We start from the raw sequence: 18,180 nt of genomic DNA, 5'->3' as shown, positions 1-18,180 counted from the left end.
CCACGGGGGTAGCGGCCCTCACGCGCCCGGACAGTCGGCCTTCCGCGGTCCCCGTCGGTTCCGCTCGACGCTCCGTCTCAGGCGGTTCTGGCGGTCAGTTCCGGGAAGTACCGACCGTGGAAGTCGAACGGGGCGGCGTGCGGCAGTCGCACCCGCGCCCGCTCGGCGAACGTCTCCCCGTCGAGCACGACCAGCGAGGACTGGTCGGCGTCCGGTTCAAGCGTCACCGCGCAGACGACGCCGTCGTCCTCCGCGTCGCCGGCGGGGTTCGGTACGAACACCGGTTCCCCGAAGTAGCCGCCGTCATCGAACTCCGTCACGGTTCCCGTCTCCACGTCCAGCTTCAGCACCGCCCGCGCCCACTCGTTCACTGGCCGGTCCGTGCTCATCGCGTAGACGTACCGGTGGCGGCGACACCACGCCGCCGGCGACACCGTCGGCAGCGCGGTTCCGCCGTCGTACAGCGTCCGCCGGGACACCGTCGCCTCGCCGGTCCGATAGCGACCCGACCCGCTCGCGTCGCCGAGGTCGACGACGAACCGCTCGACGCGCGCGCCGAGCGCGCCGAAGCTCCCCGCCCGAAGCTCCTCGAGGTACAGCGAGTCGATGGTCGTCGCGTCCGGGACCGTCTCGAGGTCGAAGACGACCTCGCGGCCGCCGCGGCGCTCGAAGGCGTTCACGTGGTGAAAGCCGAACACGGGGTCGGCGACCGGCTCCGCGACGACCTCGCCGGTCGTCCGGTCCACCACGACCACCCGGGTGCCGCGGTCGGGCTCCCAACTGAACTGCTCGATGAACGGACGCTGTCTGCCGGGCCTGAACAGCCGCAACGGATCGAGGCGCAGCGGGAACTCCGCGATCACGACGAACCGCGGCGTGAGCCCGAAGCTGTGGAGGTACGCGGGCTTGTCCGTCTCGACGCTCGCGACGTGACGACGGTCGCCGTCGGGCGTGAGCGCGTGGACGTGGTACGCGCTCGTCCGGCCGAACGCCGTCTCGACGTTCACCAGCGCCCCGGTGGCCGGGTCGCGCTTCAGGTGCGCGCACGCGAGTTGCCCCCGCGGGAGGTCCCCCTCGTACTCGTCGTCGCCGACGGCGTCGAGGTCGTTCGGGTCGAACCGGACCCGACGGGGCGACTCTGTGAGCGCGAGGTAGTCGTCGCCGACGCGCTCGGCGACGATGTTGGCGTTGTCGTACGGCTCCCGAAGGAACGTCGCGAGTCGAGACCGCAGCGTGGTCTCGCCGGTGGCGAAGCCGCCGTCGAACTCCCCCGCGCGGGCGGCCTCGTAGGCGTCGGTGCGGAGGAAGCGGTTGCGGTAGTGGACCGCGTCCCCGTCGACCGAGCGGTCGCCGTCGGCGACGCCGCCGCCCCGGTTGCCGGGGTCGAAGGTGAAGCGGTACAGCATCGCCAGCCCGTCGAACCAGTGGTCGACCGCGCTCCCGCCGGGGAACGAGAACGCGCCCGGGCCGTTTCGAATCAGGCTGCCGGTCAGCCAATCGGGGAGCGACCCCTCGACCGGGAGCGTCGCGGCGGTCTCCTCGTGCAGCGAGTGGAAGCCGGGGTGACGCGACATCGACGGATCCACGGCCCCGAACGGCTAATCGGTACCGACCGAACGGACGGACGGACGCGGGAGCGGCCGGCGGAGGGTGCTCAGCGCACGACCGTCACAGGAACGGGCGAGCGACGCGTCACCTTCTCGGCGACGCTGCCCATGAGCATGCGGCTGAGCCCGGTGCGGCCGTGACTGCCCATCACGACCTGGTCGATGTCGGCGTCGTCCTCCCGCAGGTACTCGAGGATGCTCCGGGCGGGGCCGCCGATGAGCTGGAGCGTCTCGGCGTCGCCGCCGGCGTCGCGGACGCGGTCGGCCGCCTCCTCCAGCAGGTCGTCGCTGGACTCCTTCGCCGATCGCTCCAGGTGCTCGGAGTAGTACGGCTCGATCCCCTCGTCGTCGCCCGCGGAGATCCACCGCGTCGGGTCGACGACGTTGACCAGCACGAGCGTCGCGTCCGCGTGGACGTCGATGGCGTGATCGAGGGCCTTCGTCGAGTGGTCCGACTGGTCGAGGGGAACGAGTACGCGGCGGGTCACGACCGGGCCGACACGGGGGAGGAACTACGGCGTTTCGGTCGCGGCGTCGCCGGCGGCAGGCGGGCGGGCGACAGCGAGGATCAGCGGATCGGTGGCGACGCCCGCCACCGACTCACCACGCGCCCGTCAGCACCGCGGCGGCGACGACGCCCACCCCGGCCAGCGCGGTGTTGGCGACGACGAACAGCGCCGCCCGTCCGTGCTCCCCGCGGTCCCACAGCCGGACCACCCCGACCGAGAACGACGAGAACGTCGTGAACGCGCCGCAGGCTCCCGTGCCGGCGAACAGGAGCGCGTCGCCGCCGACCGGGTGGAAGACGAGCAGCCCGAGCAGGAGGCTGCCGACGACGTTCACCGTCAGCGTCCCCAGCGGGAAGCCGTCGCGGTCGACGGCCGAGCCGATCAGGTGGCGCGCGACCGCGCCGACCGCGCCGCCGGCGGCGACGAGCGCGGGGTCGGGGACGGTCACGCTCGCACCTCCCGACCGTCCCGCGGGTCGATCCACGCCGCACCCGCGCGGCCCGCGACGGCGGCCGCGACGCCGAGCGCGTACGTCGCCAGGAGGTACCCGACGCCGACGACCGGGTCGGCGCGAGCGACCTCGACGGTGACGGTGCTGTAGGTGGTGTACGAGGAGAGCACGCCCGTCGCCAGCAGCGTCCGCGTCCGGTCGCCCAGCGCGTCGGTCCGAAGCGCCTCGTACAGCAGGAACCCGAGGAACAGGCTCCCCGAGACGTTCGCCGCGAGCGTGCCCGCGAGCCCCGGGAGCGCCGCCCCGACGGCGTACCGCGCCGACGCGCCGACCGCGCCGCCGACGGCGACCAGCGCCAGCGTCACCGCCACCGGATCCCGTCGAGCCATGCGCGACACCTCTGCTGTCGGGCATATCGGTCCGTCGATCCGCTCGCGGCTCCATCGACGGAGCGCCCGCGCTCTATCGATCGATCCGTCCGCGTCTCCGTCCGGATACCTTACCGTGGTACACAATCACAAATAAGGGGATATCCGGAGTTGTATGCCATTATGGAATATTATCATTATAGTTCGTTACATTTATTGTGTGCTCCCGGCTGGACACGTGTGAGGCGACACAGCATGGGTGTACATCACCGCAAATCCGCAGCAAGACACGCACAGGCTTCGACCATCGACACCGACCCGCCGACACCACCCACACCACCCGAACGACCCACACCATGACGTTCAACCCGAACCCCACGACCGACCTCGACGAGATCGACGACCGCGAACTGAGCCTGTTCTCGACGGAGGCAGACGACCGATGAGCCGTCGCTCCGCCCGCCCCACCGCCGGTCGCCGGCCGACCGAGGAGACCGACGCCCCGCTGGTTCCGGACCTGGGGACGCGAACGGGCCGCACAGAGGCGACGACCGACCCCGCGACCACCCCCGGCACCGCGAACAGCCGCCGCGACCGCGCCGAGCGCCGCAGTCGCCGCGACCCCTTCGAGATCGCGCTCATGGAGGACTCCGAATAATGCACCCCTCAGAACTCGACCAGGACGTCTTCACGAAGGACATCGACAACCCCCAGGGCGCGAAGCTGCGCCGGATGCTCGACGAGCAGGACTACGTCTTCGCCCCCGGGATGTACCACGCGCTGGACGCCCGCCTCGCGGAGATGGCCGGGCTCGACGCCGCGTACATGTCTGGCTACTCCACCGTCCTCGGCCAGTTCGGCTTCCCGGACCTGGAGATGGTGACGATGACCGAGATGGTCGAGAACGCCAAGCGCATGGTCGAGGCGACGAACCTCCCGGTCATCGCCGACTGCGACACCGGCTACGGCGGCACCCACAACGTCCGCCGCGCCGTCCGCGAGTACGAGAAGGCCGGCGTCGCCGCCGTCCACATCGAGGACCAGACGACGCCCAAGCGCTGCGGCCACATCGCGGGCAAGCAGATCGTCTCCCGCGAGAAGGCTCGCTCGCGCTTCGAGGCGGCCGTCGACGCCAAGCAGAGCGAGGACACGGTCGTCATCGCCCGCACCGACGCCTACGGCTCGGCCAACGGCGACTGGGAGGAGCACCTCGAGCGCGGCCGCATCTACGCCGACGCCGGCGTCGACCTGGTCTGGCCCGAGATGCCCGACCCCTCGCGTGAGGACGCCGTCAACTACGCCGAGACGCTCCACGAGACCCACCCCGAGGTCGACCTCGCGTTCAACTACTCGTCGTCGTTCGAGTGGGGTGCCGAGGAGGACCCGCTTACCTTCGAGGAGCTGGGCGACCTGGGCTACAAGTACCAGTTCATCACCCTCTACGCGCTGCACTCGGGCGCACACGCCGTCTACGAGGACTTCGCGAACATCGCGGAGAACGACGAGGAGGCGCAGTTCGACCTGGAGGAGCGCTACATCGGTCACGAGACCGAGAGCCACCACGCGCTCTCGTTCGTCGACCGCTACCAGGACATCGAGACGCGCTTCGACCCCGAGGCCGAGGAGCGCATCGAGGGCTCCGCGGGCTTCTCCGAGGACCAGGAGGACCCCATCTCGACGGCCGACCGCAGCGAGGACGAGATAGAGAGCACGAGCGACGACGACTGACGCGGCGGCTCCCGAGCGGTCGACGCCGGCGACGACCCGCGATGCGACCCTTTTTCGACCGCGACGCGATCTCCGACCGGAACGCGATCGGCGACTGCGGCGGGACCCCCGACCGGGATCCGCCCCCAACCGCGACGAGATCCCCGACCGCGACACCGCCGGAACTACCTTCTCTCACGCGGTGCACCGACCGATGAGCGACAGCCACGGCGGCGGGGCCGGCCGGCGCGACGGCGCGTCCGGGGGCGGAATCGGGTCAGGCGACGACGGGGACGCGGACGGCGTCTCGACCGTCGAGGACCTGATCGAGGACCTGGAGACGCTGGAGGAGTCCGTCGACGACGCCGACGAGCGACGGAAGGTGCGCGACGCGATGCGGACCGCTCGCGACCTGTCAACGCCTCACAGCGGCGTGTTCGGACGCGTCGTCCGCGGGTTCGACCGGGGCGACCTCGCGGAGGCGCTGGTCGGCAGCGTCCTGTTCGGCATCCCGATGCTCGTCGAGGGCGGCACGACCGAAGTCGGGGCGTTCATCGCGACCCGGCCGGCGTCCCTCGCGGGGACGGCGGCGTTCGCCGTGGCGCTCACCGTCGGGATCCTGTACGTCGCAGAGTTCCAGGACGTCCGGGTGCAGAACCCGATCCTCGGGGTCGTTCCCCGTCGGCCGGTCGGCGTCCTCGGCGTCGCCGTCCTCACAGCGGTCGTCGGGCTGACCGCGTGGGGGCGAGTCGACTGGGCGGAGCCGACGGTCGCGCTGGGAAGCGTCCTCGTCGCGACCGTGCCGATGGCCGTGGGGGCCGCGCTCGGGGACCTGCTCCCGGGATGAACGGAACTGCGGCAGAACCGGGCGGTTACGCCTCGATGGCGGAGCTGATGTCGCCGTCGATGCGCGTGAGACCGTAGTCGCACTCGTTGCACCGCCACTTCGTCTTCTCGCCCAGATGTAGCGTCATCGCCGCGACGCGCCAGAAGTCCTGTTCCTCCCCGCAGCCGGGACAGTAAAACTCCATTTCGAGGCTCATGGTCGTCCGTGTGCGGCGCGCGTAGTTCAAGACACCGGTCCCCGGCGGCCCCGGAACGACACCTCGAAACCCCTCGGGGCCGATCGGGACGTATGACCTACGAGACGACGATTCCCGTCCGGTACCGCGATCTCGATCCGATGGGACACGTGAACAACGCCGTCTACTGCACCTACCTCGAGGAGATCCGCACGGCCTTCTTCGACGACGAGGTCGGCGTCGACCTCGCGGACTCGGAGGCCGCGCTGGCCTCCCTCGACATCGACTACCGCGCGCCGATCCGGGGGACCGGCTCGGTCCGGGCCGTGCTCGAGGTGGCCGACGTGGGCACCTCCAGTCTCACGTTCGCGTACGAACTCCACGCCGAGGGCAGTCTCGTCGCCGAGGCCGAGACCGTCCAGGTCGCGCTCGCGGACGGGGAGCCGGCCCCGCTGCCCGACGCCGTCCGCGAGGCGGCCGAGCGCCACGTTGCCGAGTGAGGGCTACAGCGCCCGTTCGATCGGGACGATCGCCCGCCGGCGGCGACCGCTCCTCGCCGGTCACACGGAGGAGAACCACGCGCGACCCGACGGCTCCGAGACCGCCTGAACGGTCGCGGGTGCCGCCCGAGCAGTCGCCGGAGTCCCCGCCGTCAGCGACGCGAACTCCCCGGACACCGCCTCGGCCCCGGTCGCGGGGAACGGGTCCCAGGTGGGTGACCGAACATCCAGGAATGGCCGCTGTTCGCTCGCCCGCCCGAACACCCGTCCGCCGAGACCGAGCCACGCTACCGACACTCACGTGCCGAGGTCACACACGGGGCCCCGGTACGGAAGGGTTATCAGTCAGTCTCGACTCGAGTGGGTATGGCGAAAGGGAAGGTCGACTTCTTCAACGACACCGGCGGCTACGGATTCATCGATACTGAGGACGCGGACGAGGACGTCTTCTTCCACATGGAGGACGTTGGCGGCCCCGATCTGGAGGAGGATCAGGAGGTCGAGTTCGACATCGAGGAGGCCGAGAAGGGCCCCCGCGCGACGAATCTGCAGCGCCTGTAAGGCACCGAACGCCGCGCCCTCGAGGTGCGGCACCAGACGACACCGATCTCCGATTCTTTCGCGACCCGCCCGACGAGCAGTCGCTCCGACAGGTCCGTCCAGCGAGGCGGCCACCGCGGGACGCCGGCAGCGACAGGTGACGACGGCTGCGGGCCGTGGACGCCGTCGACCGCGCCGGCCGTTCCGACCGCAGCGTTATTACCGCGGGCGGCGACCTGACAGTCGATTCGCCGCTGTCGGAGCGTGAGATCGCGGCGGACGGGACAATGGACTACGACACACAGCGAGACCGCGCGCGGACGTTTCGGGCGCTCCACGAGGATTCCGACGGGGCGTTCGTGCTGGCGAACGCCTGGGACGTCGCGAGCGCGCTCATGTACGAACGACAGGGATTCGCGGCCGTCGCCACGTCGAGCGCCGGCGTCGCCGCCTCGCTCGGCTACCCCGACGGCGAGCGCGTCCCGCGCGAGGAGATGATCGCGGCGACGAGACGTATCGCCGAGAGCGTCGCGCTCCCGGTCAGTGCGGACATCGAAGCCGGCTACGGCGACGCGCCCGACGCCGTCGGCGAGACGGTCGCCCGGGCGATCGAGGCGGGGGCCATCGGCGTGAATCTCGAGGACGGCACCGGCGACCCGGCCGACCCGCTGACCGCGACTGACGACCACGCCGCGGCGATCAGCGCCGCCCGGGCGGCCGCCGACGAATCGGACGTTCCGGCGGTGGTCAACGCCCGGACCGACGTGTTCTGGGCCGGCGTCGGCGACCCGAGCGACCGCCTCGACCGGGCGGTCGCGCGGGCGAACGCCTACGTCGACGCCGGCGGCGACTGCGCGTTCGTCCCGGGGGTTACCGACCGCGAGACGATCGCCGCGCTGGCCGACCGGATCGACGCGCCGCTCAACGTCCTCGGCGGCCCCGGCGCGCCGCCCGTGCCCGACATGGGCGACCTCGGGGTCGCTCGGGTCAGCGTCGGCTCGGGGCCGATGCGCGCCACCCTCGCCGCGCTGGATGCGATCGGCGCGGAGGTGCTCGAGTCGGGGACGTACGACCGGATGGAGGAGGCCGTCCCGTACGACGAGTTGGCCGACCTGCTGGCCGAGTCGGTGGGCCGACGCGACGGCTGACCGGTCGGTCGCGGGAGCGTCGACGGGACGACGGGGCCGACAGCTTGTGATAGGCGGAGCGGTCGTGTGCCGCTCCGCCGAGTTCCGTGGCCTCAGTCGCTCACTCCGTTTGCTCCCTCAGCCACGCCCGGATCGTGCGTTCGGAACCACTCCGTCAACTCCTCGATCCGGTGGGTCGCCCGCTTCGGCTTGCCGATGTTGTGGTGCTCGTTCGGGTAGATCACCAGCTTCGCGTCGATCCCCTGCTTGCGCACGCTGACGTACAGCTGTTCGGCCTGCGTCGGCGGACACCGCCAGTCCTCCTCGCCCGCGGTGATCAGGAGCGGGGTCTCGATGTCGCCGACGCGGGTGATCGAGGAGATGTCGCGGTAGGTCGCCTCGTTCTCCCAGGGCATCCCGAACTCCCACTCGTGCCAGTTGTGGTTGTCGTCGGTCCCGAAGTTCGCGTAGAAGTCGTAGATGCCGTGTTCGGGGGCGGCGGCCGCGAACGCGTCGGTGCGAGTGACGACGTGTGCGGTCGTGATCCCGCCGTAGCTGAATCCGGTGCAGAACAGCCGGTCGGGGTCGGCGACGCCCTCGTCGACGAGGTGCTCCACCGCCGAGACCACGTCGTCGGTCTCGAGTTCGCCCCTGCTGCCCTTCAGGCGCTCCGAGAAGTCTCGGCCGTAGGAGGTCGACCCGCGGTAGTTGGGCTTCACGACGACGTACCCCCGGCTGGCCCAGTAGTGGAGGGTGAACCGGTAGGCTGGGGCGTCGTAGCTCATCGGCCCGCCGTGGATCGAGCAGACGGTCGGGGCCGGGTCGTCGGCGTCGGGGTCGAAGTCGTTCGGGTAGTAGACGACCGCCTCGATCTCCTCGCCGTCCGAGTTCTCGTAGGCGACGACCTCACAGTCGGGCAGCGAGCCGTCGTGCTCGGCGAGCCACCCGTCGTTGAGCGCCGAGAGCCGCCTCGTCGGGCCGCCGGCGTCGTCCGAACGGAGCTCGGCACCCGGGACCGCGAACACGTCCGGCGGCTGGTCCGCGCCCGTCAACCCGAGCGCGACGGTGTCGCCCGCGAGGTCGAACGCCGCGATCGTCCGGTCGCGACCCTGCCGGGAGAACGCCCGCCGGGGCTGACCGTCGACCGGGCACACGGCGAGCCTGGTCCACGCCTCGTCGGCGATCGGGACGACGACCGTCTCCCCGTCCAGCCACCGGGGCGCGCCGGTGCGCGCGAGCGTCCGGTCGAGTTCCGCGGAGACGGACTCGAACGCCGCCTCGGCCTCGTCGGGCGCGACGTACGCCTCCGTCGGCTCGTACCAGTTCTCGTAGTTGCTCCCGCCGAATGCGAGCAGGTCGCCGTCGGGCGACCACGTCGGCGAGGCACACCGGAGGCTCCCGTCGGTGACGACCCGGCGGTCGGAGCCGTCGGGCGCGATCGTACACACGTCGTACGCGCCGGTGTCGTCGGGGTCCTCGTCGACGCAGGTGGTGAACGCGATCCGGTCGGTCGGTCCCCACGCGGGCTGGAGTCCCGCGAGCGGTTCGGCCGAGCCCGCGCCGTGGGCGTCGTCGAGGCGCTCGAACGCCGTGGCGTCGGCGGCGTCGCCGTCGGCGTCGCCGACGAACAGGTACGTGGTCACGTCGTCGAGCCAGCCCGCGCCGTCGCGCTTGTGCTGGAGCCGGGTCACCTCGATCGGGCCTCCCTCCTCCCGCTGGTCGAGGTACTCCTCCTGCTCGTCGGTCGGGTCGCGGGCGGCGACGACGAGGCGATCGCCGTCCGGCGAGAGGTCGAACTCCGTCACGCCGCGCTCGAAGGCGGTCACCTGTCGGGCGTCGCCGCCGAGCGCGAGGTCGAACAGCCACACCTGCTGCTTCGGGTCGTCGCCGTCGCCGGGTCCGTCGTCCCCGTCGGACTCGTCGTCCCTGTCGTCCTCGTCCTCCTCGTCGGCTCCGCCCTCTCCTCGGTCGTCAGGGTCGTCCGCGTCGACCCGGCCGCGCTTCCGGTCGAGGTCCTCATCGCGCGCGGCGAGGAACGCGAGGGTGTCGCCGTCGGGTCCCCACGTCGGCGCGGAGGCCGTCGACGCGCGCGTGAGTCGGTGCGGATCGCGCGAGCCGTCGGCGGGCGCGACGTACAGCCCGGTCCGCGTCTCGTCGGCCGCGGGGTCGGATTCGGTGGCGACGAACGCGACGCGCTCGCCGTCGGGCGAGACCGCCACCTCCGAAAGCAGCCTGAGGTCGTAGAACGCCTCTGAATCGAGTCCCGTCTGCATACGGCTCGGGTGACGGGACTGCCACTTCACGGTTCGGGAACGGGCCGTCCGTGCGAGCGACGGTGACGCCGTCGGCGACGATGAGGACGAGGACGACCGCGGCGACGACAATAACGACGTCGACGATGACGACGACGATCACGAAAACGAGGATGACGACGATGACGAGGCCATCGACGGTGCTCCGGCCGGAACGCCCGTCGTGGCAAGCTACTTCCGGGTCGCCGACGACGGTAGATCCATGTCCGTAACGCTGTACGCGCTGGACGGCTGTCCGTGGTGTGAGAAGGTCCACGACGCGCTCGAGGATGCCGACGTGGCCTACGAGACGATCTGGACGGACGCGCTCCACTCCGAGCGCGACGAGGTCGCCCGCGTCAGCGGGCAGCGCGGCGTGCCGGTGCTCGTCGACGACGAGCGCGGCGTCACGATGAACGAGTCGGCGAACATCCTCGAGTACGTCGAGCGGACCCTCGCGTAGCGTCATGAAGATCTACACCGGCCGCGGCGACGAGGGAAAGACCGACCTCCGGGACATGTCCCGGGTGTCGAAGACCTCCCGGCGCATCGAGGCGTACGGCACCGTCGACGAGGCGAACGCGCTCGTCGGCACGGTCCGCCCGACGGGGTACGACGACGTCGACGAGATGCTCCGCGGCGTGCAGGACCACCTCCACGTGCTCCAGGCGGACTTCGCCAATCCCGACCCCGACGAGGACGACCCGGTCGTCCGCGAGTCCCACACCGAGCAGTTGGAGGCGTGGATCGACGAGCTCGACGAGGAGCTGGAGCCGCTGCGAAACTTCGTGCTTCCGTCGGGGAGCGAGGCGGGCGCGAAGCTGCATCACGCGCGGACGGTCGTCCGGCGCGCCGAACGCCGCGCGGTCGATCTGGCCGACGACGAACCGGTGAACGGCGAGGCGGTCGCGTACCTCAATCGCCTCTCGGACGCGCTGTTCACGTTCGCGCGGGTCGTCAACGCCCGCGACGGCGTCCCGGAGGACGCCCCGGACTACGAGTAGGCGACCCGGCCGACGCGTCCCCGCGCCCTCGCGTTCGGCGGCGACGGCATCGACGGTCCCGACGGTCGCGGCTTCCGTGTCCGTCGATCCTGGCGGTCCGGTCGGCTCCAGCGAGTACCGCCACAAACGATTTATTCGTCGTTCGGCAAAGGACAGGTATGTCCAAGCACTTCGAGGACGCACGGTACTACCTCGGACGAGCGGCCGAGCACGCGAAAGAGGGCGTCAAAGAGGAGTTGGAGCCGGTCGAGGAGCGCGTTCGCGAGCTGGTCGGCAAGGAGAAGGTGCCCGAGCCCTCGCGGCTGGACCGGCTCGAGTCGGACCTGAAGGAGCTGTCGGGGAAGGCCGAGGGCGAGGCGAAGGAGGCTGTGCAGGACGCTCGCGAGCGCCTGCGGGACTACCGCGAGAGCCGGTCGAGCGAGTGATCGGCGGGACGGGCCGACTCAGAACGTCGGCTCGTCGTTCGAGTCGCCGTCGAGCGCGGCGGGGTCCTGCTGTTCGTCGACCGCGTTGGTGAAGAGGTCGCCGTCGGCCTCCCCGTCGCGGGTCTCTTCGTCCACGTCGTACGCCTGGATACCGCGGGTGAGGAAGTCCTCGATGGCCTCCTTGCGGTTGAGGAACTCCCCCTGCTCTGTGAGGCGCGAGATCTCGCTGTCGATTCGGTCGGGCAGGTCGACTTCGATCTTCGTCACGCCCGGGGGTCCGTTGTCGGACGGGATTAATCCTCGGGTCGGTCGATTCGCCGGCGTTCGCCCGTCGCGTCGGACGGTAAGTCTTAAGCCTCCCACCGGGATACGTTCGGGTGCGGGTTGGTGGTCTAGTCCGGTTATGACGGCTCCTTCACACGGAGCAGGCCGGCGGTTCGAATCCGCCCCAACCCATCCCTTCGCGGCGCACCGACGACGAGCGAAGCGAGGAGTCCGCGCCGCGGTCGGTGGTGTCCGACGGATTCGAAGCAGGGAACGGAGCGAGCGCTAGCGAGCGGAGTGACCGCGGTTCGAATCCGCCCCAACCCAGTCCTGAGGCGGCACATCGCGAGGAGCGATAGCGACGAGCCGTGCCGCCGGGGCGGTGCGTGGCGGATTCGAACCAGAGAGTGCAGCGAGCGTCAGCGAGCGGAACGACCGCGGTTCGAATCCGCCCCAACCCATCCTTTCGCGGCGCACCGACGACGAGCGAAGCGAGGAGTCCGCGCCGCGGTCGGTGGTGTCCGACGGATTCGAAGCAGGGAACGGAGCGAGCGCTAGCGAGCGGAGTGAACGAGGTTCGAATCCGCCCCGACCCAGTTCTGCGGCGGCACGTCGCGAGGAGCGATAGCGACGAACCGACCGCGGAGTCAGGACGCCAGCGCGCTCTCGACTTCCGACCGCAGCGTGTCCTCCTCGACGGGCTTGGTGACGTAGCCGTCGGCCCCGGCCTGCACCGCCCGCTTCATCTGGTCGCGCTGCTCGACGCTCGTGCACATCACGACGCGCGTGCCGGGATCGCGGTCCTTGATGGCGTCGGTCGCCTCGATCCCGTCTCGCTCGGGCATCATGATGTCCATCGTCACGAGGTCCGGACGCGTCTCCTCGAACAGGTCGACCGCCTCGTCGCCGTTCTCGGCCTCCCCGACGACCTCGAACTCCTCTTCCAGGATGCCGCGAATAAGCGTCCGCTGGAACCCCGAGTCGTCCACGATGAGGACCCGTCTCGTCATGTCCGCGTCCTCCCCGGCGGCCGACATAAGCGTTGACACGCGCGACTCAGAGCTGAGATTCAGAGGATCGATCGGCCGCGACCCGCGTCGGGTGCGGAAGGATTATTAATCGATCGCGGTTCAGTTATTACATGGGCGTCGTCAGCGTCTCGATGCCGGACAGCCTCGTCGACCGGATCGACGAGTTCACCGAGGAACACGGCTACACCGGCCGCAGCGAATTCCTCCGGGAGGCCGCACGCGACCTCCTCGGGGAGTTCGAGGACCGCAGACTCGAGGACCGCGAGCTGATGGGGATCGTCACGGTCGTGTTCGACTACGAGGGGACGGCCGTCGAGGAGCGCATGATGCGGCTTCGTCACGAACACGAGGACATCGTCGCCTCGAACTTCCACAGCCACGTGGGCGACCACAACTGCATGGAGCTGTTCATCCTCGAAGGGAACCTCGAACAGATCTCGACGTTCGTCGGGAAGATCCGCGCGACCACCGACACCAAGACCGTCGACTACTCGGTCACGCCGATCGGCGAGGCCGACGGGATCGTCTGAGCCCGTCCGGCCCGCAGCGTCGTCGAAACGGTCGTTGCCGACGATTTAAGCGGTCGTTCGGCGCACACGCGTGACGGATTCAGCCGCTGGGATCCGAACCAAGCTTCAATACCCGGGGAATCGTACCGTCGGGATGGAGTTATGGACATCGAAGACATCGCCGTGCCGGAGTTCGTCGAGGTAGACGCGGACGAACGACTGGGGAAGGTCCGCTCCCTCTTCGACCGCGAGAATCCGAAGGGGATCGTCGTGATGGACGACGGCGAGTACGCGGGCGTGCTCGGCGAGCGGGAGCTGATCAACTCCCGCGTCGACGACGACACCCGGGCGGCGGCCCTGATGAAGGCCGCCCCCGAGGTGGATCGTCGCGAGGACGTCAGGGAGGTCGCGCGCGTGCTCGTCGAGGGCGGCGTGCGGATCGCTCCGGTGTACGAGGGCGAGAAGCTCTACGGGATCGTCACCGTGGACGCCCTCCTCGAGGCGGTGCTCGACAACCTCGACGCGCTGCGCGTCGAGGACATCTACACCGCGGACGTGGTCACCGTCACCGAGGACGCCCAGGTCGGCCAGGCGATCAACCGCCTGCGCGAGAACGGCATCTCGCGACTCCCCGTCGTCGACGACGACGGTCGCCTGGGGGGGATCCTCACCACCCACGACATCGTGGACTTCGTCGTTCGCGACGACGAGCGACAGGGTCGCGGCGACCGCAGCGGCGACATCGACCGCATGCTCGACCTGCCGGTGTACGACATGATGTCGTCGCCAGTGCTCACCGTCACCGCCGACGAGTCCGTGCGCGACGCCGTCGAGACCATGCTCGACAACGACGTGAGCGGTCTCGTCGTCACGCCCGAGGAGCGCGACGACCTGGTCGCGGGCGTGCTCACCAAGACCGACGTGTTGCGCGCGCTCACCTTCACCGAGGAGGACGCGATGGACGTGCAGATCACGAACGTCGCCCTCCTCGACACCCTCACCCGCGAGGACGTCCGCGAGTCGATCGGGAAGGTGTCCGACAAGTACCAGGAGATGCGGGTGCTGCACGCGCACGTCCGCTTCCACGAGCACAAGGAGAAGCTCCGCGGGACGCCGCTCATCCAGGCGCAGATCCGCCTCCGCACCACCCACGGGCAGGTGGCCGGCTCCGGCGAGGGGTACGGGGCCGAACACGCCTTCCACGTCGCGCTCGACAAGCTGGAGCGAAACGTCCTCGAGGTGAAGGGCGTCACCGCCGACGAGCGCTACCGCGGTCAGCTCCTCCGGAAGCTGGGCGAGCTGTAACGGTCGAAGCGGAGGAAACGAAACAGAACGGACCGGAACGGACCTGAACGGACCGGAACGAACCGGAACGGACCGGAACGAAACAGACCGAGACGAGTCCGAGCCGGCGACCGATCCACGGCGATGGCGGGACGGCTCGCGGCCGCCCTATCGGCGCAGCCGTCCCGCGATGTGCTCCGTGTTTTTGCCGTCACCGTCCGCGAGCCCCGCGTCCGCGCGAAAGCGTGCCAGCGCCTCGGAGTCAGCGTCGCCGGCGGCGACCCGCAGCGTGTCGGCCTCCCCCTCCGTCTCGACGGCGACCTCGCCGCCGCGGCTGCGGGCGTACGCGCCCAGCAGTCCCGCCCCGACCAACAGCGAGAGCGCGCCGACGACCCGGAGGAGGTCGTCCACGAGCGACAGCACCGACAGGACGCCGCCGATCATCGAGAGCAGGCCGCCGACGCCCGTCGCCCCCGCGGAGTCGGGCATCGACGCGCTCATCGAGTCGAAGGAGACGACCGATCCGGCGATAACCATCGCGAGCCCGCCCAGGACCGCGTAGGCGACGGGACGGACCAGCCAGTCGGCCCCGGAGGAGGACAGCGAGACGTCCGTGACGTTGACGCGGTGGACCGCGCGGAGGGTCGCCCGCTCGTCGGGGTTCGCGTCGGGGGCGTACGCGAGCACGCGGTGGTCGGTCGCGACCAGGTGGCCGGTCGCCACAGGGAGGCTCGCGCGCCGCTTTTCCCCGGCGTACAGCAGGGCGTCGAGGCGCGCATCGACGCCGTCGTGCGTCGGCGCGTGCGCGTCCGCGTGAGAATCGAGGTCGTCGAGCGGCTCCGGCTCGGCCGGCGAGACGGCCGTGTCGGCGTCCGCCGCGGCCGAGTCGAAGTCGAAGCCGCCCATGGGTCCCTACCGGTCGGCGAGGCGCTCGGCGATCCGGTGTGCGCCCTCGGCGGCCGCGAGGTCGGGATCGTCGGGAGCGACGACGTTCACGTCGCGGTCGAGCTCCGCGCTCAGGCGGCGTTCGAACTCCTCGACGAGGCCGGGGATGCACGCCATGCCGCCGGTGACGGCGATGTCGTTGCCCAGCGAGAGCTGGTACACCTTCATGTAGTCGTTCGCGAGTTCGGGGAGGAACTCGTTTGCGACCTCGTTGACCGCGGCGTCGAGGTACCAGTCGAGCGCGTCGACGACGCTGTCCTCGATGGTGAACTCGTGGGAGCCGCCGCCGGGCTGCTGGATCACGTCCGAGAACGGCTCGAAGTTCCCGACGTTGCCGTGCTCCTCCTTGTACTCGCGGGCGGTGGTCAGGTCGACGTGAACGCGTCCCTGCGTCTCCTCTTCGACGTTCGCGACGATCCGTCGGTCCACGTCGTTGCCGGTGACCGAGCCCGTCGAGAACGGCACGAGCTGGTCGCCGCGGCGGTACGCGCACGCCTCGAGGTTCGTCGAGCCCATGTTCACGGAGATGAACACGTCGTCGACGGCCTCGACGCCGTCGCCCATCGCGGGGATCGCTCCGCAGAGGGACTCGGGGTACGCGCGCATCGTGTGCTCGCCGATGTTCGACGACTCGATGACCTCGGTGAGGTTCTCGAGGCCGTCGTCGTTCTCCATCGTCGGGACGGCGTACACGACCGCCGAGTCGGCGGGGACGCCGTTGGCCGCGAGGAGTTCGCGGAAGAAGCGGTCCGCCAGTTCGGCGCGGTCGTCGTCCTCGGGGAGGCCCGAGCGGAGCATGAACTCCACGCGCTCGGGGTACTCGGCGGCGGCCTGTTCCCCGAACAGGGCCTTCTCCTCACCGGTGATGGCGTCCTCGTAGGTGGCGAGACAGGTGAGCGTGCGGACCGTCCGGGGCGCATCCTCACCCTCCTCGGGGTACCGGAGCACCGTCCGGGTGGAGCCGAGCTTGACGCCGATTGGGGTTGGCTGGCTACTCTCGAAGCTGTCGTCTGCTGAGTCGGATTCTGCTGCCATGGTTATCGGAGCGCGGCGAGGCGGGCGACGAACAGGAGGCTCGTCCGATGGTGACCGGCGTCGAAGCGCGAGCCCTCGGTCTCGTCGAAGGCCTCGAGGTGCGCCGCGAGGGTGTCCTCGGCGTCCGCGCCGAGCCACTCCACGTCCCGGTAGAAGGCGAGCGCCTCGCGGGCGCGTTCGCGCCCGCCGACGCCGACGAGGTAGCGAAGCCAATCGAGCGCGAGCCGCGTCCCCACCACCGATCCCGGGATCGCCGGGAGGTAGGGCCGACTCGCGCCGTCGCTCGCTGCCTGAAGGAGGAACGCGTCCTCCACCTGCGCTGCCCGCACGCGCGCGTCCGCTCGACCGAGGAAGTCGTCCGGCTGCGCCCACCGGTCGACGTCCTCGTCGGCGTGCGTCAGCGCCGCCGCTCCCGTCAACGCTCGCAACTCCTTCGGGTCGTAGTCGCTCGGTCTGAGCATGTCCTGGTTCGTCCGCACTCCCGATGCCGCTGTCTGGATATCCGTCAGTCGGTGTATATACCTACGGACCCGAATATCAGCCCTGAAACCGAAACGCGGGTCGGCCCGACTCAGGCGTCGGCGTCCGCCAGCGCGCGGACCGACTCGAAGGAGCCCTCGAGGATCGCGTCGGTCACAGCGCCCTCGTCCACCGACGGCGTCTCGGAGGGGTACTTGCGTCGGAAGTAGCTCACGACGTTGTCCACGTCGCGCGCGAGCAGTTCGTCGGCGTTCGCGTGGCCGGTCTCGACCGACTGCGGCCAGTCGAAGACCGTCACGCCCTCGTCGCTGACGGCGACGTTGTACTCGGACATGTCGGCGTGGACGTAGCCCGCGCGGTACGCCAGGTCCATCTCCCGGAGGACGAGGTCGAGCACGCCGCCGACCTGCTCCGAGCGGAGCTTCGCGTTCGCCAGTTCCGGACCGGGGAGCTTCTCCATCACGATGGCGTGGCGGTTGTGGTCGATCGGCCGGGGGACCGAGACGTTCGGGTACAGGTCCTCGAGCGCGCCGTACTCGCGTTCGGCGGCCTTGCGGGCGGTGTACTGCCAGGAGACGTGGTCGTTGTCGGCGGTGTAGTCGCGCTCCTTGTTCACCTCCCGGAAGTTGGTGTACCCCTCGCGGTGGAACTTCAGCGCCAGCGGGCGGTACGACTCCACCTCGTACACGTCGCTCTCCTTGCCGACGCCCAGCGGCGCGCCCATCCCCGAGACCGTCTCGCGCTCGGCGAAGGTGTGCAGCGCGAGCGCGTCGTACCCCTCGAAGGTGAGCTGGTAGCCCTCGTACTGGATCGTCTTCCGCCGAATGAGTCCCATGTCCGAGCAGCGGTCGATCCGGTACTCGGCGTTCTCCTCCGACAGCCCGGCGTACTCCGGGATCTTCTCGACGTTCACCCACTCGGAGAAGCGCATGCCCTGCTCGACGCCCGAGAGGAGATAGAAGTCCTCGGGCTCGAGTTCGGCCATCGTCTCCGCGACGTTCCCGACCATCACGCGTGTGTCGTCGCCGCGGGGTGAAAAGGCGTTCGCGGCGACGGACGCGACGGGGCGTCGGTGCCGGAT

Annotated in this window: 23 protein-coding genes and 1 tRNA gene; 12 read left to right on the top strand and 12 right to left on the bottom strand. The window is 70.1% G+C overall.

All coding sequences use genetic code 11. The annotated features are described in order from the left end of the window. Nucleotides 1-77: 77 nt before the first annotated feature. From Hbl1158_RS04125 to Hbl1158_RS04110, 4 genes are all read right to left on the bottom strand, one after another. A complete protein-coding gene (locus Hbl1158_RS04125; RefSeq protein WP_234298798.1) occupies nt 78-1,574 on the bottom strand; it encodes a carotenoid oxygenase family protein in 1,497 nt (498 codons plus the stop codon). 80 nt (nt 1,575-1,654) lie between these two features. Then, nucleotides 1,655-2,095, bottom strand: coding sequence for a universal stress protein (locus Hbl1158_RS04120; protein WP_234298797.1), 441 nt, complete (start codon nt 2,093-2,095; stop codon nt 1,655-1,657). 112 nt (nt 2,096-2,207) lie between these two features. Continuing rightward, nucleotides 2,208-2,564, bottom strand: a complete 357-nt coding sequence (gene crcB, locus Hbl1158_RS04115; RefSeq protein WP_234298796.1) for a fluoride efflux transporter CrcB — start codon at nt 2,562-2,564, stop codon at nt 2,208-2,210. Beyond that, nucleotides 2,561-2,956, bottom strand: a complete 396-nt coding sequence (locus tag Hbl1158_RS04110) for a CrcB family protein (RefSeq protein ID WP_234298795.1) — start codon at nt 2,954-2,956, stop codon at nt 2,561-2,563. The genes crcB and Hbl1158_RS04110 overlap by 4 nt, the downstream gene beginning before the upstream one ends. Nucleotides 2,957-3,377: 421 nt before the next feature. On the opposite strand from Hbl1158_RS04110, the gene Hbl1158_RS04105 reads away from it, so the two are divergent. The 3 genes from Hbl1158_RS04105 (at nt 3,378) to Hbl1158_RS04095 (ending at nt 5,489) form a co-directional block, all read left to right on the top strand. Continuing rightward, nucleotides 3,378-3,593 carry a hypothetical protein gene (locus tag Hbl1158_RS04105; RefSeq protein WP_234298794.1) on the top strand — a complete coding sequence of 72 codons (216 nt, stop codon included), beginning with the start codon at nt 3,378-3,380 and terminating at the stop codon, nt 3,591-3,593. Continuing rightward, nucleotides 3,593-4,663 (top strand): isocitrate lyase, encoded by a 1,071-nt coding sequence (gene aceA / locus Hbl1158_RS04100; protein ID WP_234298793.1) that lies wholly within the window; start codon nt 3,593-3,595, stop codon nt 4,661-4,663. The genes Hbl1158_RS04105 and aceA overlap by 1 nt, the downstream gene beginning before the upstream one ends. A gap of 193 nt (nt 4,664-4,856) precedes the next feature. Then, nucleotides 4,857-5,489, top strand: coding sequence for a DUF2391 family protein (locus Hbl1158_RS04095; protein ID WP_234298792.1), 633 nt, complete (start codon nt 4,857-4,859; stop codon nt 5,487-5,489). A 25-nt stretch (nt 5,490-5,514) separates the two neighbouring features. On the opposite strand, the gene Hbl1158_RS04090 is transcribed toward Hbl1158_RS04095, so the two are convergent. Beyond that, nucleotides 5,515-5,685, bottom strand: coding sequence for a hypothetical protein (locus Hbl1158_RS04090; protein WP_234298791.1), 171 nt, complete (start codon nt 5,683-5,685; stop codon nt 5,515-5,517). Between the two features lie 92 nt (nt 5,686-5,777). Between Hbl1158_RS04090 and Hbl1158_RS04085 the strand changes: the two genes are divergently transcribed. From Hbl1158_RS04085 to Hbl1158_RS04075, 3 genes are all read left to right on the top strand, one after another. Next, nucleotides 5,778-6,164: a thioesterase family protein gene (locus tag Hbl1158_RS04085; RefSeq protein WP_234298790.1), complete on the top strand. Its 387-nt coding sequence runs from the start codon at nt 5,778-5,780 to the stop codon at nt 6,162-6,164. 366 nt (nt 6,165-6,530) lie between these two features. Beyond that, nucleotides 6,531-6,725: a cold shock domain-containing protein gene (locus tag Hbl1158_RS04080; RefSeq protein ID WP_234298789.1), complete on the top strand. Its 195-nt coding sequence runs from the start codon at nt 6,531-6,533 to the stop codon at nt 6,723-6,725. A 266-nt stretch (nt 6,726-6,991) separates the two neighbouring features. Beyond that, the gene (locus tag Hbl1158_RS04075; RefSeq protein ID WP_234298788.1) at nt 6,992-7,852 is read left to right on the top strand and encodes an isocitrate lyase/phosphoenolpyruvate mutase family protein; all 861 of its coding nucleotides are present in this window, start codon (nt 6,992-6,994) and stop codon (nt 7,850-7,852) included. A 92-nt stretch (nt 7,853-7,944) separates the two neighbouring features. Here Hbl1158_RS04075 and Hbl1158_RS04070 read toward each other — a convergent pair whose 3' ends face one another. Continuing rightward, nucleotides 7,945-10,104, bottom strand: a complete 2,160-nt coding sequence (locus Hbl1158_RS04070; protein ID WP_234298787.1) for a S9 family peptidase — start codon at nt 10,102-10,104, stop codon at nt 7,945-7,947. Nucleotides 10,105-10,345: 241 nt separating this feature from the next. On the opposite strand from Hbl1158_RS04070, the gene Hbl1158_RS04065 reads away from it, so the two are divergent. From Hbl1158_RS04065 to Hbl1158_RS04055, 3 genes are all read left to right on the top strand, one after another. Next, on the top strand, nt 10,346-10,585 hold the full coding sequence (locus tag Hbl1158_RS04065) for a glutaredoxin (RefSeq protein WP_234298786.1): 240 nt from the start codon (nt 10,346-10,348) through the stop codon (nt 10,583-10,585). 4 nt (nt 10,586-10,589) lie between these two features. Next, nucleotides 10,590-11,126 carry a cob(I)yrinic acid a,c-diamide adenosyltransferase gene (locus tag Hbl1158_RS04060; RefSeq protein ID WP_234298785.1) on the top strand — a complete coding sequence of 179 codons (537 nt, stop codon included), beginning with the start codon at nt 10,590-10,592 and terminating at the stop codon, nt 11,124-11,126. A 158-nt stretch (nt 11,127-11,284) separates the two neighbouring features. Next, complete coding sequence (locus Hbl1158_RS04055; RefSeq protein ID WP_234298784.1) at nt 11,285-11,551, top strand: hypothetical protein; 267 nt, start codon at nt 11,285-11,287, stop codon at nt 11,549-11,551. Nucleotides 11,552-11,569: 18 nt separating this feature from the next. Here Hbl1158_RS04055 and Hbl1158_RS04050 read toward each other — a convergent pair whose 3' ends face one another. Further along, the gene (locus tag Hbl1158_RS04050; RefSeq protein WP_234298783.1) at nt 11,570-11,818 is read right to left on the bottom strand and encodes a CopG family transcriptional regulator; all 249 of its coding nucleotides are present in this window, start codon (nt 11,816-11,818) and stop codon (nt 11,570-11,572) included. A gap of 114 nt (nt 11,819-11,932) precedes the next feature. On the opposite strand from Hbl1158_RS04050, the gene Hbl1158_RS04045 reads away from it, so the two are divergent. Beyond that, a tRNA-Val gene (locus Hbl1158_RS04045) sits at nt 11,933-12,007 on the top strand. A 455-nt stretch (nt 12,008-12,462) separates the two neighbouring features. On the opposite strand, the gene Hbl1158_RS04040 is transcribed toward Hbl1158_RS04045, so the two are convergent. After that, entirely contained in the window at nt 12,463-12,825 is a 363-nt protein-coding gene (locus Hbl1158_RS04040) for a response regulator (protein ID WP_234298782.1), read from the bottom strand. A 131-nt stretch (nt 12,826-12,956) separates the two neighbouring features. Between Hbl1158_RS04040 and Hbl1158_RS04035 the strand changes: the two genes are divergently transcribed. Beyond that, a complete protein-coding gene (locus Hbl1158_RS04035) occupies nt 12,957-13,376 on the top strand; it encodes a CopG family ribbon-helix-helix protein (protein ID WP_234298781.1) in 420 nt (139 codons plus the stop codon). A gap of 141 nt (nt 13,377-13,517) precedes the next feature. After that, nucleotides 13,518-14,660 (top strand): CBS domain-containing protein, encoded by a 1,143-nt coding sequence (locus Hbl1158_RS04030; RefSeq protein WP_234298780.1) that lies wholly within the window; start codon nt 13,518-13,520, stop codon nt 14,658-14,660. A 147-nt stretch (nt 14,661-14,807) separates the two neighbouring features. Here the strand turns inward: Hbl1158_RS04030 and Hbl1158_RS04025 are convergent, their stop codons facing one another. The 4 genes from Hbl1158_RS04025 to Hbl1158_RS04010 all read right to left on the bottom strand — a co-directional run bounded on the left by Hbl1158_RS04025 (nt 14,808) and on the right by Hbl1158_RS04010 (nt 18,108). Continuing rightward, entirely contained in the window at nt 14,808-15,545 is a 738-nt protein-coding gene (locus Hbl1158_RS04025; RefSeq protein ID WP_234298779.1) for a hypothetical protein, read from the bottom strand. A gap of 6 nt (nt 15,546-15,551) precedes the next feature. Next, on the bottom strand, nt 15,552-16,619 hold the full coding sequence (locus tag Hbl1158_RS04020) for a rod shape-determining protein (protein WP_234298778.1): 1,068 nt from the start codon (nt 16,617-16,619) through the stop codon (nt 15,552-15,554). A gap of 2 nt (nt 16,620-16,621) precedes the next feature. After that, nucleotides 16,622-17,080, bottom strand: coding sequence for a FlaD/FlaE family flagellar protein (locus Hbl1158_RS04015; protein WP_234298777.1), 459 nt, complete (start codon nt 17,078-17,080; stop codon nt 16,622-16,624). Between the two features lie 110 nt (nt 17,081-17,190). Then, a complete protein-coding gene (locus Hbl1158_RS04010) occupies nt 17,191-18,108 on the bottom strand; it encodes a serine/threonine-protein kinase RIO2 (RefSeq protein WP_234298776.1) in 918 nt (305 codons plus the stop codon). Nucleotides 18,109-18,180: the final 72 nt, after the last annotated feature.

The organism is Halobaculum sp. CBA1158 (assembly GCF_021431925.1).
Taxonomy (GTDB): domain Archaea; phylum Halobacteriota; class Halobacteria; order Halobacteriales; family Haloferacaceae; genus Halobaculum.
This window is presented reverse-complemented; position numbering and strand designations above follow the sequence as displayed.